The 14,380-nt window shown below is 67.5% G+C and carries 14 protein-coding genes; 6 read left to right on the top strand and 8 right to left on the bottom strand.

All coding sequences use genetic code 11. The annotated features are described in order from the left end of the window. Positions 1 to 18: 18 nt before the first annotated feature. Entirely contained in the window at positions 19 to 1,005 is a 987-nt protein-coding gene (locus GGR23_RS17680) for a Gfo/Idh/MocA family protein (protein ID WP_183367650.1), read from the top strand. 356 nt (positions 1,006 to 1,361) lie between these two features. Here GGR23_RS17680 and GGR23_RS17675 read toward each other — a convergent pair whose 3' ends face one another. Further along, complete coding sequence (locus GGR23_RS17675; RefSeq protein ID WP_183367791.1) at positions 1,362 to 1,739, bottom strand: GtrA family protein; 378 nt, start codon at positions 1,737 to 1,739, stop codon at positions 1,362 to 1,364. Positions 1,740 to 1,753: 14 nt separating this feature from the next. After that, positions 1,754 to 2,752, bottom strand: coding sequence for a glycosyltransferase (locus GGR23_RS17670; protein WP_183367649.1), 999 nt, complete (start codon positions 2,750 to 2,752; stop codon positions 1,754 to 1,756). A gap of 114 nt (positions 2,753 to 2,866) precedes the next feature. On the opposite strand from GGR23_RS17670, the gene GGR23_RS17665 reads away from it, so the two are divergent. The 3 genes from GGR23_RS17665 to GGR23_RS17655 are packed head-to-tail and all read left to right on the top strand — an operon-like array spanning position 2,867 to position 6,971. Then, positions 2,867 to 4,726 carry a hypothetical protein gene (locus tag GGR23_RS17665; RefSeq protein WP_183367648.1) on the top strand — a complete coding sequence of 620 codons (1,860 nt, stop codon included), beginning with the start codon at positions 2,867 to 2,869 and terminating at the stop codon, positions 4,724 to 4,726. A 43-nt stretch (positions 4,727 to 4,769) separates the two neighbouring features. Continuing rightward, entirely contained in the window at positions 4,770 to 6,374 is a 1,605-nt protein-coding gene (xseA, locus tag GGR23_RS17660) for an exodeoxyribonuclease VII large subunit (protein ID WP_183367647.1), read from the top strand. Positions 6,375 to 6,377: 3 nt separating this feature from the next. Continuing rightward, entirely contained in the window at positions 6,378 to 6,971 is a 594-nt protein-coding gene (locus GGR23_RS17655) for an NAD(P)H-dependent oxidoreductase (RefSeq protein WP_183367646.1), read from the top strand. On the opposite strand, the gene GGR23_RS17650 is transcribed toward GGR23_RS17655, so the two are convergent. Together GGR23_RS17650 and GGR23_RS17645 are read right to left on the bottom strand one after the other, a co-directional pair. Then, on the bottom strand, positions 6,964 to 7,752 hold the full coding sequence (locus GGR23_RS17650) for a pyrroline-5-carboxylate reductase family protein (RefSeq protein ID WP_183367645.1): 789 nt from the start codon (positions 7,750 to 7,752) through the stop codon (positions 6,964 to 6,966). The two genes, GGR23_RS17655 and GGR23_RS17650, sit on opposite strands and share 8 nt — an antisense overlap. Beyond that, positions 7,752 to 8,987: an aminopeptidase gene (locus GGR23_RS17645; protein WP_183367644.1), complete on the bottom strand. Its 1,236-nt coding sequence runs from the start codon at positions 8,985 to 8,987 to the stop codon at positions 7,752 to 7,754. Before GGR23_RS17645 ends, GGR23_RS17650 begins: the two co-directional genes overlap by 1 nt. A 148-nt stretch (positions 8,988 to 9,135) precedes the next feature. On the opposite strand from GGR23_RS17645, the gene GGR23_RS17640 reads away from it, so the two are divergent. Next, positions 9,136 to 9,888 (top strand): helix-turn-helix domain-containing protein, encoded by a 753-nt coding sequence (locus GGR23_RS17640; RefSeq protein WP_183367643.1) that lies wholly within the window; start codon positions 9,136 to 9,138, stop codon positions 9,886 to 9,888. An 87-nt stretch (positions 9,889 to 9,975) separates the two neighbouring features. After that, positions 9,976 to 10,848: an aromatic amino acid exporter YddG gene (gene yddG / locus GGR23_RS17635; protein WP_183367642.1), complete on the top strand. Its 873-nt coding sequence runs from the start codon at positions 9,976 to 9,978 to the stop codon at positions 10,846 to 10,848. A gap of 7 nt (positions 10,849 to 10,855) precedes the next feature. Here the strand turns inward: yddG and GGR23_RS17630 are convergent, their stop codons facing one another. The 4 genes from GGR23_RS17630 to guaA all read right to left on the bottom strand — a co-directional run bounded on the left by GGR23_RS17630 (position 10,856) and on the right by guaA (position 13,990). Next, the gene (locus GGR23_RS17630; protein ID WP_183367641.1) at positions 10,856 to 11,248 is read right to left on the bottom strand and encodes a type II toxin-antitoxin system VapC family toxin; all 393 of its coding nucleotides are present in this window, start codon (positions 11,246 to 11,248) and stop codon (positions 10,856 to 10,858) included. Beyond that, the gene (locus GGR23_RS17625; protein ID WP_183367640.1) at positions 11,235 to 11,480 is read right to left on the bottom strand and encodes a hypothetical protein; all 246 of its coding nucleotides are present in this window, start codon (positions 11,478 to 11,480) and stop codon (positions 11,235 to 11,237) included. Before GGR23_RS17625 ends, GGR23_RS17630 begins: the two co-directional genes overlap by 14 nt. A gap of 90 nt (positions 11,481 to 11,570) precedes the next feature. Beyond that, positions 11,571 to 12,356, bottom strand: a complete 786-nt coding sequence (locus tag GGR23_RS17620) for an SDR family NAD(P)-dependent oxidoreductase (RefSeq protein WP_246365773.1) — start codon at positions 12,354 to 12,356, stop codon at positions 11,571 to 11,573. Positions 12,357 to 12,427: 71 nt separating this feature from the next. Next, positions 12,428 to 13,990, bottom strand: a complete 1,563-nt coding sequence (guaA, locus tag GGR23_RS17615; protein WP_183367639.1) for a glutamine-hydrolyzing GMP synthase — start codon at positions 13,988 to 13,990, stop codon at positions 12,428 to 12,430. Between the last annotated feature and the right edge of the window lie 390 nt (positions 13,991 to 14,380).

The following is a 14,380-nucleotide window of genomic DNA, read 5'->3' as shown; positions in this document are numbered from 1 at the left end:
GTTCAAAAGGACACTCCCATGCTGCGTTTCGGCATACTCTCGACCGCCAAGATCGGCCGCGAACTGGTCATTCCCGCGATCCAGGACGCGGAGAACTGCGTGGTGACGGCGATTGCCAGCCGGGAGCTTTCCAAAGCCCGGGAGCTGGCCGACCGCTTCTCCGTGCCCCACGCCTTCGGCTCCTACGAGGAGATGCTCGCAAGCGACACCATCGACGCCGTCTACATCCCGCTGCCCACGTCCCAGCACGTGGAATGGACCATCAGGGCGGCGGATGCGGGCAAGCATGTGCTTTGCGAAAAGCCCATCGCGCTCAAGGCCGGCGAGATCGATGCGCTGATCGCGGCGCGCGACCGCAACGGCGTGCTGGTCTCGGAAGCCTTCATGATCACCTACACGCCGGTATGGCACAAGGTGCGCCAGCTTCTGCGGGAGGGCGCCATCGGCCGGCTGCGGCAGGTGCAGGGCGCCTTCACCTATTTCAACCGCGACCCCGCAAACATGCGCAACATCCCCGCCCTCGGCGGCGGCGGCCTGCCCGATATCGGCGTCTATCCCACCATCACCACGCGCTTCGCCACCGGTGCGGAACCCATCCGCGTCTCGGCCACCACGGAGCGCGACCCCGAATTCGGCACCGACATCTATTCCTCCGTCCGGGCGGATTTCGGCAGCTTCGAACTCAGCTTCTACATCTCCACCCAGATGGCCAACCGCCAGATCATGGTCTTCCATGGCACCGAAGGCTTCATCGAGGTGAAGTCGCCCTTCAACGCGGATCGCTACGGTGCGGAGGAAGTGGAGCTCACCAACCAGAGCCACGGCCTCTCCCAGATCTTCCGCTTCCCCGACAGTCGCCAGTACCGCCTGGAAGCCGAAGCCTTCGCCCGCGCCGCCACCGGCGGCGAGGCCGAGGTCGTCACCCTGGAAAACTCCCGCCGCAACCAGGCCTTCATCGACGCCATCTACCGCGCCAGCGAAAAGGACGGCTGGGAACCGGTCTGAGGCCCCAGGGCGCAAGCGATGCGCGTTGCCGCACGGCACCCCCTCTGTCGGCTTCGCAGACATCTCCCCCTCAAGGGGGGAGATTGGGCGTTGCGTTTGCCGATGCCACCCCCCTCTGCCCTGCCGGGCATCTCCCCCAGGCGGACGAGCTTCGCTCGCCGCGAGGGGGGAGATCGGATGGGGCTTATGAGGGAAGTCCCCAGCCACCGTTTCAGCAAATGAGACGTTCATTGTTTGAGGAAGCCAAAAACCGCAATGTCGATCTCCCCCCTTGAGGGGGAGATGCCCCGGCAGGGGCAGAGGGGGGTGCGGTGCCTCAAACTCCACGCCGCGCGTGCAGTCCGGGAATGCCGCCCCTATTTCTCTCCGAAGACGAAGCGCGAGTAGCCGAAATAGCTGAAGCCCATGGCGGCGAGGGAGGCGGCGACGACGGCGGCGACGGGCTGGAGGCCGGGCAGCAGGAAGATGAGGCTGGCATAGACCGCATAGTTCAGCACGGCGCCGAGGATGCCGACGAAGGCATAGCGGATGCCCTCGTCGGTGGTGCTGCGTCCGGAGCGGCTGAAGGTGGCGGTGCGGTTGATCTGCCAGGTGACGAACATGGCAAGCGCGATGGAGAAGATGCGGGCGATGTAGGGGCCGACCGCCGTATGGGTGATCAGGAGGTGGAGCGTGCCGGCGTCGGTGAGGAAGCCGGCCGTCCCCGCGATCACGAAGAAGGCGAGTTTGCGGATGCGCTCGCGCACGGTCAGGCCGCCTCGGTCCGGCGATCGGCGCTGCCGGTGCGGCCGGTCACGGCGAGCGGACGGCTGCCGAGCGCCGGCATGCTGTTGTACCACAGGCGAAGCTGCTCGGCCCGGGAGCGGGCGACCGAATCGAGGATGGTGCCGGCCGTCATCGCCACGAAGGAGATCATCATCAGCGCCATGGCAAGCATCCAGGTGGGCTGGCGCGGCACGAGGCCGGTCATCGCATATTCGTAGAGCACCGGCGCCATCAGCACCCCGCTGGCCGTCATGGCAAGCGCGGCGACCAGCCCGAAGAAGGCGAAGGGGCGCGTTTCCTTCATCAGCATCGCAAACATCCACAGGATGCGGAAGCCGTCGCGGAAGGTGGAGAGCTTGGAGTGGGACCCCTCCGGCCGCCGCCCGTAATCGAGCACGATTTCGGAGACGGGAAGCTTCAGCCGGAAGACATGCACCGACATTTCCGTCTCGATCTCGAACCCGCCGGAAACGGCCGGGAAGGTCTTGGCGAAGCGGCGCGAGAAGGCGCGGTAGCCGGAAAAGATGTCGGAGAAATCCGTGCCGAAAAGGGTTCGGTAGAGCGTGTTGAACAGCCGGTTGCCGACGGCATGGCCCTGACGGCCCGCATCGTCGTGCACGCCGCGGCGCGCACCCACCACCATGTCGGCCTGACGGTCGATCAGCTCGGCGATCATGTGGCCGGCATCGGCAGCGGAATAGGTGCCGTCGCCATCGGCCATCAGATAGATGTCGGCCTCGATATCGGCGAACATCCGGCGCACCACATGGCCCTTGCCCTGGCGCGTCTCGGTGCGCACGATGGCGCCGGCCATCAGCGCCTTCAGCGCCGTGCCGTCCGTGGAATTGTTGTCGTAGACATAGATGTCGGCGTCGGGCAGCGCGGCGCGGAAACCCTCGATCACCCCGGTGATGGTGGCCGCCTCGTTGTAACAGGGGATCAGCACGGCGACATGGGGGTCTGCAATCATTGCATCGGCCATCGGTTTCTACTCTCTACACAGGAAATCAGCCGGACCATCCACGGGCTGCGGGAATTTACTATTTCTTGAGAAGGTTAAGGCAAGGTTTCCGCCGATAGTCTTGGACGGGGCATTATGCGTGGAAATTGGATTGCGGCCGGGGATGAACGCGGCCTGACGCCCGGAACGCCGCTTTCATCGGGCAGATCCGGGCTGGCTGGCGTGCTTGCACCCCTTGCCGGCTACGGTCTCGCCCTCGTCGTTCTGCTCCTCGCCGCCCACCGCCTGGGCGGCGGCGATTATGTCGGCCCCGACAATGACGACGTGATGCGCCTTGTCGAGGTGCGCGACCTGCTTGGCGGTCAGGGCTGGTTCGACCTCGTGCAGTACCGCCTGGGACTGGAGGGCGGCACGCTGATGCACTGGTCCCGCTTCGTGGACCTGCCGATCGCGCTGCTGATCCGTTTCTTCTCGCTGTTTGCAGACCGGGCGGGTGCCGAAGCGCTGGCGCTGGCCGTCTGGCCGATGCTGCTCGCCTTCTCCATCGTCGTGCTGATGGGGCTTGCCGCCTTCCGGGCGGGGGGGCGCGTCGCCATGCATGTCGCCGCGGTCATGACGCTCTTCTATGTCTACGGCATGGGCCGCTTCATGCCCGGCTCCATCGATCACCACAACCTGCAGCTGACGCTCGCAACCCTGCTCGTCGCCATGCTGGTCGATCCCGAACGCCGCCCTGCAAGCCTTGCCGTTGCCGGCTTTGCCGCCGCGATGGAAATCGCCATCGGGGCGGAGGCCGCGCCCTTCGTCGCCGCGGCCTGCGCCACCGTTGCCTGCCTCTGGGCCTTTCATGGCGAGCGCTACCGCCGTCCCGCCATGGCCTTTTCGCTGGCGCTGCTCTTCACGGTCAGCGCCGCCTTCTTCGCGACCGTGCCGCCGCATCTCTACCGCATGGTCACCTGCGACAACCTCTCGCTCGGCTTCTATTCGCTTGCCTCCATCGGCAGCTTCCTGCTCTTCCTCGCCGCCACGGCCCTGTCCGGGCGGGGCAGGGTGGTGCGGTTTGCGGCGCTCGGGCTTGCAGGCGGCCTCGTCCTGGCGACCGCACGGATCATCGCGCCCCAATGCCTCGGCAATCCGCTGGCAAGCCTCGACCCGATGCTGACCGAGCTCTGGCTCGCCAAGGTCATCGAGGCGCATTCCTTACTGGCGCAATGGCAGGACCAGCCGGCCACGGTGGGCGGCTTCTATGCCGTCGGCGCACTCGGCCTCCTGGTTTCGGCCATCCGCATCCTGCGGCGGGAAAAGGTCGAGCTGCATCTCCTCGTCCTTGCCCTCCTCGGCGTCAGTTTCGCCGTGGCGCTGGTGCAGGTGAGGGGCGCGATGTTCTCGAACCTCCTCGCCATCCTGCCGCTGTCGCTCCTCGTCGCCGATCTCCGCGCCTGGCAGCAGGCCGCGCCGCAGAGCGCGCCGCGCATGCTCGCCTATGCCGGCGCCGGGCTGGCCTCGCTGCCGCTCGTCTGGTCTGTCGGCGGGCTGGCGTTCGACAAGGGCTGGAGCGGGCTTGCCGAACAGCTCGAGACACCAAAGACGACCGGCCCCATGGCCTGCGCCTCGCAAGAGGCGCTCGCGCCGCTTGCCGCGCTTCCGGCGGGCGTGGTGCTCGCCCCGTCCGATCTCGGCGTGCAGATCCTGCGCTACACCCCGCACCGGGTGCTGAGCGCGCCCTATCACCGCAATCAGGGCGGCATGCTCACCGAGCTCAACACCGGCCTTGCCATGCCGGCGGAGGCGATTGCGCTGCTCGACGGCGCGAAGGTGGATTACGTCCTCTTCTGCCCGGGCGAGATCCAGACGCGCGATCTCGCACGCCTGAAGCCGGAGGGTTTCTATGGCAGCCTGGCGAGGGGCGAGGTGCCGGCCTATCTCGAGAAGCTCGACAGCCCGGAAAAGGGCGGTCTTGCCATCTATCGCGTCCGGCGCGGCGCGCGCGGCTGAGGAGAGGGTTCTAAGGCCTGCGCTTTGCCGCTAGTGTCGGGACATGAGCAGCCTTTTCGATGCCGATTCGCCGAGCAACCTCACCGAATATTCCGTCTCGGAATTGTCGGGCTCGATCAAGCGTACCGTGGAAACCGCCTTCGATCAGGTCCGGGTCCGCGGCGAGATTTCCGGTTATCGCGGTCCCCACAGCTCGGGGCACGCCTATTTCTCGCTGAAGGACGATCGCGCCCGCATCGATGCGGTGATCTGGAAGGGCACCATGGGGCGGCTGAAGTTCCGGCCCGAGGAGGGCATGGAGGTGGTCGCGACCGGCAAGATCACCACCTTTCCGGGCTCCTCCAAATACCAGATCGTCATCGATACGCTGGAGCCTGCCGGTGCCGGCGCGCTGATGGCGCTGATCGAGGAGCGCAAGCGCCGCCTGGGTGCCGAAGGCCTCTTCGATCCCGCCCGCAAGCAGCTTCTGCCCTTCCTGCCCAGGGTCATCGGCGTGGTGACCTCGCCGACCGGGGCCGTCATCCGCGATATCCTCCACCGCCTGGCGGACCGCTTCCCCGTCGATGTGGTTCTCTGGCCGGTGAAGGTGCAGGGCGAAGGCTGCGGCGAGGAGGTCGCCCGCGCCATCAACGGGTTCAATGCCCTGACCGGCGCCGAGGGCATTCCCCGCCCCGACGTGCTGATCGTTGCGCGCGGCGGCGGCAGTCTCGAGGACCTCTGGGGCTTCAACGACGAAGTCGTGGTGCGGGCCGCTGCCGCAAGTGCCATCCCGCTGATCTCCGCCGTCGGCCACGAGACCGACTGGACGCTGATCGATTATGTGGCCGACATGCGCGCACCCACCCCGACAGGCGCCGCCGAAATGGCCGTTCCCGTCCGGGCCGACCTCCTTGCCCAAACCGCCGGCCTCGGCGCGAGACTGCGCAACGCGCAGGTCCGCCAGATGGAAAGCCGACGCCAGGAACTGCGCGGGCTGATGCGGGCCTTCCCCTCGCTCGACCAGCTGCTCGCCCTGCCGCGCCGCCGCTTCGACGAGGCCGCCGCCGCACTCGGGCGCGGCCTTGAGCTCAACACGCTTTCCAAGCGCCGGCGCTTCGAACGGGTCGCCGCCGAGCTTCGCCCCGAAACCATGGCCCAGCGCCTGCAAGTGGAGCGGCAGCGTCTTTCCCAGCGCATCGAGCGGATCGGCCGCAGCGTGGAGCGCCTCGTCGATCTCTCCGGCGCCCGGCTGCACCGGGTCTCCGGGGCGCTCGACGGCGTGCCGCTCCGCCTCGCCGGTGAATATCGCCGCCTCCGGGAGCGTCTCGAAAGCCTCTCCCGTCATGGCGACACGGCGCTCGTCAACCGGCTCAACCGTCACCGGCAGATGCTCGCCGCGCAGGATCGCATGCTGCAATCGCTCTCCTATCGCAACGTGCTGAAGCGCGGCTATGCGGTGGTCCGCGATGCGGAAGGCCGCCCGGTCAGCCTCGCGGCCTCGCTTGCCGCCGGGCAGGCGGTCGGCATCGAGTTTGCCGATGGCCGCATCGGCGCGACCGTGGGCGAAGGCCCGGCCGAGCCCGCCGCCCAGCCGCCGTCGCCGGCCCCCTCCCGAAAGCGATCCCCGAAGCCCGGCGAGGGCGGCTCCGGGCAGGGGAGCCTGTTCTAGCCCGTGCATATTCTCCTCGTCCTCGCCCATCCGCTGGAAGACAGTTTCAACGCCGCGGTCGCCCGCACCATCCGCGAGACGCTGGAGGCGAATGGCCACAGCGTCGATCTTCTCGATCTCTACCGCGAGGGCTTCGATCCGCGGCTCGGCGAGGCCGAGCGCCGCGCCTACATGAGCGATGGCTACGGGGCGGAGGCGGTTCGCGGCGAGGTGGCGCGGCTGAAGGCTGCCGACGGCCTCATCCTCGTCTTCCCGCAGTGGTGGTTCAGCTTCCCAGCGATCCTCAAGGGCTTCTTCGATCGCGTCTTCGCGCCCGGCGTCGCCTTCACGCATGATCCGGAGGGCGGTCGCATCCGGCCGGCACTCACCCGCATCCGCCTGTTCTGGGCCTTCACCACCACGGGCTCGCCCTGGTGGGTCGTGCAGTTCTACATGGGAAATCCCGTCCGCCGCATCCTGAAGCGCGGCATCGCCGCCTTCTGCGGCCGGGGGCTGGATTTCCGCAGCTTCAACCTCGACAACATGGACCGCAGCACCGAGGAGAAGCGCAAGGCGCATCTGGAGCGGGTCCGGCGCGCCGTCTCCGCGATCAGGTAAGGCCGGCGGCCCTGCGCTCGGCGGCTTCCAGCATCGCCCGCACCAGGGGGTCCAGCCCGTGTTCCTCCATGGCCGTCAGGCCTGCCGCGGTGGTTCCCCGGTAGTCCTTGAAGATCGAGACGAGCTCCGATGGCGAGCGCTCTCCGGCAAGCTCCTCCGCAGCGCCCGCAAGCAGCTGCCGGATTGCCCTGGCCGCGAGTGCCGCATCGAAGCCGCGGGCAACGGCATCCCGTTCCATCGCCGCGGCAAGCGCCGCGAAGAAGGCCGGGCCGGAGCCGGTCAACCCCGTGAAGTAGTCGAGCGCCCTTTCGTCCGGCAGCCATTCCGCAATGCCCGATGCGGCGAAAAAGGCCTCCGCGAAACGGCGGTCCTGCTCGTCCAGCGCCTCCCCCGCCACCATCGGTGTGAAGGATTTCAGCCGTCCGGCAGCCGCGTTCGGCATGGCTCTCACGATGCGGCGGCAGCCGAAACGGCCGGCAAGTTCATCGATCGGCACCATGGCCATCACGGACAGCACCAGCTTGCCCGAAAGATCTGCGTCAAGCGCATCGATATCCCCCGGCCGAACGGCGACAAGCACCACATCCGCCTGCGCGGCAGCCTGGCGGTTGTCCGCCGTCATGCCGAGGCCGGCAAAGGCCTCGAAGCCGTCCACGGCACCCCTGCGCGAGGTAACGACCGTGGTGGCCGGGGCGATGACGCCGGCGGAAAGGGCTGCCCGCACCAGCGCGCCGCCCAGCCAGCCGCCACCGCCGAGCGCGGCGAAGCGCGGAGCCGCCATCAGGCCCATTCGCCCTTGCGCATGACCGGCACGCGGCTGCCATCCGCATGGATGCCGTCGATGTCGATCTGGCCCGAACCGATCATCCAGTCGATGTGGATCAGGCTCGAATTGCCGCCCTGCGCCCGGATTTCCTCCGGCGAGAGCGAGGCGCCGTTGACGAAGCACTTCGAATAGCACTGGCCGAGCGCGATGTGGCAGGAGGCGTTTTCGTCGAAGAGCGTGTTGTAGAAGAGCACGCCGCTGGCCGAGATCGGCGAGGAATGCGGCACCAGCGCCACTTCGCCCAGCCGCCGGGCACCCTCGTCCGTATCCAGCACCTTCTTCAGCACTTCCTCGCCCTTCGCGGCCCGCGCCTCGACGATGCGGCCCTCCTCGAAGCGCACCTGGATCTCGTCGATCAGGCTGCCCTGGTGGCTCAGCGGCTTGGTGCTCGACACATGGCCGCTCACCTTGAGCGCGTGGGGCGTGGTGAAGACCTCTTCGGTCGGAATGTTGGGGTTGCACAGCACGCCGTTCTTGGCCACCGTTGCGCCCCCGTGCCATTCGTGCCCGTCCGCAAGACCGACCCTCAGATCGGTGCCGGGACCGGTGAAGTGCAGCGCCTCGAAGCGCTGGCCGTTCAGCCAGTCGGACCGGGCCGCGAGATTGGCGTTGTGCTGGCGCCAGGCCTCCACCGGATCGGCCACATCCACACGCGAGGCGGCAAAGATCGCATCGGCCAGCTTCGCCACCGCCTCGTCTTCCGGCAGGCCGGGGAAGACCAGCCGTGCCCAGGAGGGGTTCGGGTAGGAGATGATGTTCCAGTTGATGTCGAAGTTGGAGATCTTCTCCAGCGCCGGCTTGTAGGCGGCGGAATTGGCCCGGTTGGCGCGGGAAACCTTTGCCGGGTCTTCGGCGGCAAGCAGCATGGGGTTGTCGCCCGCGACGGCCAGCCGTGCCGCTCCGTTTTCATAGGCCCTGGCCATGCCCTCGTAGAGCCAGCCGGCGGCGCGGTCGAAGCTCTCCTCGCTGCCATGGCGGTAGCGGGCGAGCGTGCATTCCTCGTCCGAATAGAAGGTGGTCACGATGCCGGCGCCGGCGATGTAGGCGTGCTTGGTCAGAAGCCGGACCAGCGGCAGCGCCGCAACCGGCGAGGTGATGACGAGGTCCTGGCCCTTCTGCAGCTGGAGGCCGACCTTGATCGCCACTTCCGCGAGTTTCTCGAGCTTTGCGGTATCAATCGGAGAAGACATGCGAACCCTTTCGAATCTGAAGTGCGGGTGACTTTATGCGCTTTCACCGGCAGGAAAAAGGCGGCAAATTCAACGGGCCCGGGGCGGCTGTTGCAGGACTGCGCCGTCTTTTGCTACCCAGTTCTGCAAACGCGGCCCGGGGGAGCCCATGAACGCCATCGACCGACTGGATTTCCGCAGCTACCGCGCCGAGACGGAGCGCCATGCCCATGGCTTCTGGCAGGTGGTGCTGCCCGTCGAGGGCCGGCTCGACATGGAGATCGGCGGCAGGGGCGGGGCGGTCCGCGCCGGGCAGGGGGCGCTGATCCCGCCCGGGATCGACCATGCCTTCGAGGCCTCGGGCGAAAACCGTTTCCTCGTCGCCGACGTGTCGAGCGTGCCCCTCGGCGAGGCGGAGGCGGAGCGCTTTGCCGTCGAGGCCTTCTTTCCCGTGAGCAGCCCGGTCAAGGCGCTCGTCGATTATCGCGCCGCGACGGAGATCTCCCGCGAGGCCGTCGGCCACTGGTGCGCGCTGTTTCTCGCCGCTCTTTCCTCCGGCTCCGATGCGCCGCAGCCGGGAGAGGCGGGGCTGCTGGCCCGCGCGGTCGCCCATATGGAGGCCAATCTTGCGGGCACGGTCACCATCGAGGCGCTGTGCCGCGTCAGCGGTCTTCAGCCGCACCGGCTGACCCGCGCCTTCCGGCTGGTGCATGGGGAAAGCCCCTATGCCTTCCTGACGGGTCTGCGGCTGCGGGAGGCACGCCGCCTGCTGCGCAAGACCGGCCTGCCGCTTGCGGAGATCGCCGCCCGGACCGGCTTTGCCGACCAGAGCGCCATGACCCGCCACATGCGCCGCAAGGGCTGGCCGAGCCCCGCCGCCTACCGGCTCGCCCATCGCGCCCCGCCTCACCGGTCGCCTTGAACGATCGCCGCGGGCCGCGTCCGGAATGATCAAGACAGTCCGGCCCGCTTTTGCTAGAGCCTGCCCGTCTCAACGGGGGAAAGATCCATGGACATCAGCACCCGCGCCACGCTGATCGGCATCGTCGCCATCCTGCTCTGGGCGCTGCTCGCGCTCTTTACCGCGACCGCCGGCGCCATTCCGCCCTTCGAGCTGATGGCGCTCACCTTCGGCGTCGCCTTTCTGGGCGGCATGGTGGTGCTGGCGGTCCGGGGGGCGGATGGTCTTTCGGAGCTCCGCCAGGCGCCCGCGCCCTGGCTCGTCGCCTTCCTCGGCCTCTTCGGCTACCACGCGCTGTATTTCTATGCCCTGCAGAACGCGCCTGTCGGCGAGGCCAGCATCATCTGCTATCTCTGGCCGCTCTTCATCGTGCTCTTCGCCGCCCTTCTGCCGGGCGAGGGGCTGAAGGCGCGCCATCTGGGCGGGGCCCTCCTGGGTTTTGCGGGAACCGCGCTGATCATCTTTTCAAAGAACGGTGACGCTGCGCCTGCGGGAAGCGTCACGGGCTATGCGGCTGCCTTCGGCTGCGCGCTCGTCTGGTCCAGCTATTCCGTCGTCAACCGCCGGTTCGGCCAGGTGCCGAGCGGCATGCTGGTGGGCGTCTGCGGGGCCGTGGCGCTGGCGGGCCTTGCCTCCCATCTGCTGTTCGAGGACAGCGTGATGCCGACCGCGACGCAGTGGACGGCAATCCTCGCCCTCGGCCTCGGGCCCGTGGGGCTTGCGTTCCTCGCCTGGGACCACGCCACCAAGCATGGCAACATCACGCTGCTCGGCACGCTCTCCTATCTCTCGCCGCTCGTGTCCACGGCCCTCCTCGTGCTGACCGGCAAGGCCCCCGCCTCGCTTACCCTCGGTCTCGCCGCCCTCCTCGTCATCGGCGGTGCGGTGCTCGCGACCGGGTTGCCGGGGAAGAGGGCATAGGAGCCGTTCAGGCCTCGCGCACATAATGATGCCCGGCCTTCTGCGCCGCCCTCGCCAGTTTCCGATCAAACGTCACGAAAGAAAACGCGTTCGTCCCTGCCTGGGCGATGTGGATGGCATCGGCAAAGTCCACCTTCTGCTCAGCAAGCATCAATGCCGTGGATACAACCTCGGGCTGATCGAGCCGCACGCCGGGAAGTCCACAGAAAGCCCGCAAGGCATCGATCACGTCGCGCTGTTCGAACCGGTAGGCAGTCCGCAAGACCCACTCGCACTCCAGGATCACCGTCAGCGACAGAAAGACCTTATGTTCCCCGATGATTGCACGTGCCCGCGCGGCCTGTTGCGGATGGTCGGCGGTCAGGTAACGGACGACGACATTGGTATCAACGGCCTGCATGTCGGCTTGCCAGTTCGGCGGCGATGGCGCGGTCCATCTCTTCGAGGGAAAGGGGCGGCCCGCTCCGTTTCAGCATCCCGAAGACACCCTCCGGGCTCCTCGGCGGAAAGTGCGTGTCCGCGGGATGTGGCGCTGCCCTTTCGCTCATGCCGTCATCGGCCGGCCCTGCGACCCCTTTGCGGGTCGACCGGTCGTCCATCATGCGGGAGAGCGTCGCCTTCGGTGCCTTCACGGGAAGTCCTCTGTTTAGACGTTCCTAAGATACCGCATGGAAGCATCCCGTGCAACCGGAATTGCAAGGCCGCCCCAGGGGGCTCTTCCTTCAGCCCTTGATCTCCTGCAGGCAGTTGCCGCCGTCGACGACCAGAACCTGGCCGGTGATGTAGCTCGCGCCGGGGCTGGCGAGAAAGGCGATGGCGGCGGCGATTTCCTCCGGCGAGGCGGATCGGCCGAGGGGCGTCGCCCGGCCTGCGCGGGCTTCCACTGCGGTTTGGGAGGCGGTCTCGACCCAGCCCGGCGCGACGCTGTTGATGGTGATGCCCCGCGCCCCGACGTCGAGCGCGATCGAGCGACTCATGCCCGTTATCGCGGCCTTTGCGGCGCTGTAGGCTGCCTCGCCGGGCATGCTGACCAGAGGCCCGGTGACGGAGGCCACATGGACGATCCGCCCATGGCCCCGTTCCGCCATGCCCGGAATGACCGCCCTCGTCATGTTGAAGCAGGTGGTGAGGTTGCGCTCGATCAGCCGGTCCCAGGTGTCGGGCGCCAGCCGGTCGAAGGCGGTGCTCTCGAGGCTTGCGCCTTCCATGGCCATCCCGGCATTGTTGACGAGGATGCCGATCGGCCCGAGCGCGGTCTCGGTGGCCGCAACGATCGCGCCGACCGCCCCGCGGTCGGTGAGGTCTCCCCTGAGGGCAATCGCCTCGATGCCCTCGGCCCTAAGCGCGGCCGCCCGTTCCTCGATGCGCGGACCGGTGGCCGTGATGGCGAGCCTCGCGCCGAGCTCGCCGAGAAGCCGCGCCGTGGCAAAGCCGATGCCGCTCTCGCTGCCGGCGCCCGTCACCAGCGCCACCTTGCCCGAAAGATCGAAAAGCCGGTGCATGCCCATGGGTCCCGCGCCCTCCCCGGCCCGGAAGAGAAAAGGGGCAGCACCCGCCGCCCCTTTTTGCCTGTCTCAGTTCATTCCCACTCGATGGTGCCCGGCGGCTTCGAGGTCACGTCGTAGACGACGCGGTTGATGCCGCGCACCTCGTTGATGATGCGCGTGGCCGCGCGTCCGAGGAATTCCATGTCGTAGTGGTAGAAATCCGCGGTCATGCCGTCGACCGAGGTCACGGCGCGCAGCGCGCAGACGAATTCGTAGGTGCGCCCGTCGCCCATCACGCCGACGGTCTGCACCGGCAGCAGGACGGCAAAGGCCTGCCAGATGGCGTCGTAGAGGCCCGCCTTGCGGATTTCGTCCAGATAGATCGCGTCGGCTTCGCGCAGGATCTCGAGCTTCTCGCGGGTCACGCCGCCGGGGCAGCGGATGGCAAGGCCCGGGCCCGGGAAGGGATGACGGCCGATGAAGCTGTCGGGCAGGCCGAGCTCGCGGCCGAGCGCCCGCACCTCGTCCTTGAAGAGCTCGCGCAGCGGCTCGACGAGCTGCATGTTCATCCGCTCCGGCAGGCCGCCCACATTGTGGTGCGACTTGATGGTCACGGAGGGGCCGCCGGTGAAGGAGACGCTCTCGATCACGTCGGGATAGAGCGTGCCCTGGCCGAGGAAATCCGCGCCGCCCAGCTTCTTCGCCTCTTCCTCGAAGGTCTCGATGAACAGGCGGCCGATGATCTTGCGCTTGGTCTCCGGGTCGGAAACGCCCTCGAGCTCGCCGAGGAACTTCTCGGACGCGTCGACATGGAGAAGATGGAGGTTGTAGTGCTCCTGGAACATGGCGACGACGTTCTTCGCCTCGTCCTTCCGCATCAGGCCGTGATCGACGAGGATGCAGGTGAGCTGGTCGCCGACCGCCTCATGGATGAGGAGCGCCGCCACCGAGCTGTCGACGCCGCCGGACAGCGCGCAGATGACGCGCTTGTCGCCCACCTGCTTGCGGATCGCCTCCACCGCGCGGGCCCGGTAGGCCGACATGGTCCAGTCGCCGTGGATGCCGGCGATCTTGTGCACGAAATTGGCGATCAGCTTGGCGCCGTCGGGCGTGTGCACCACTTCCGGATGGAACTGCACGGCGTAATATTTGCGGGCCGGATCGGCGATGAAGGCGTAAGGGGCGTTGGGCGAGGTGGCGACCACGGAAAAGCCCGGCGGGATCGCGGTCACGCGGTCGCCATGGCTCATCCACACCTGATGGCGGGAGCCCACCGACCACAGCCCGTCGAAGAGCGGGCAGTTCTGCTCCACGTCGAGGAAGGCGCGGCCGAACTCGCGGTGATGCCCGCCTTCCACCTTGCCGCCGAGCTGCATGCACATGGTCTGCTGGCCGTAGCAGATGCCGAAGACCGGCACGCCGCTGTCGAAGATCACCTGCGGTGCGCGGGGGCTGTTCTCGTCGAGCGTCGAGGCCGGCGAGCCGGACAGGATCACGGCGCGCGGCTTCAGGCGGTGAAAGCCTTCTTCGGCGGACTGGAAGGGAATGATCTCGCAGTACACCCCGGTCTCGCGGACACGCCGCGCGATCAGCTGGGTAACCTGGCTGCCGAAATCAACGATGAGGACGGTGTCGGAAGGTGCTGTCTGGGTCATGCCGAGCCTTTAGAGAAAACCGCTTCGTTTTGCAATCGTCTCCTGCGATGCCGAACCGGTTTTATTGTGCCGATTGTCCCAGAGCACAGGGGTTTTTGCCCCCGGGGCGTGGAGTTTGCTGATGCGCACGCCACTCTTTCGGCAGGGTGTTGCGTATGCCGATGTGCACCCCCCTCTGCCCCTGCCGGGGCATCTCCCCCGGCGGACGAGCTTCGCTCGCCGCGAGGGGGGAGATCGGGGTGCCTCGCACTACGTCGAGTTTGCCGTGCCGCACCCCCCTCTGCCCCTGCCGGGGCATCTCCCCCTCAAGGGGGGAGATCGACATTGCGGTTTTTGATTTCCTCAAACAATGAGCGTTTCATTTGCAGAGACGTTTGCGGGGGACTGCCC

Origin of the sequence: Gellertiella hungarica (assembly GCF_014197145.1) — a bacterium.
In the GTDB taxonomy this organism is placed as follows: Bacteria; Pseudomonadota; Alphaproteobacteria; order Rhizobiales; family Rhizobiaceae; genus Gellertiella; species Gellertiella hungarica.
The sequence above is the reverse complement of the archived record's forward strand: the minus strand, read 5'-3'. Positions and strand labels throughout refer to the sequence as shown.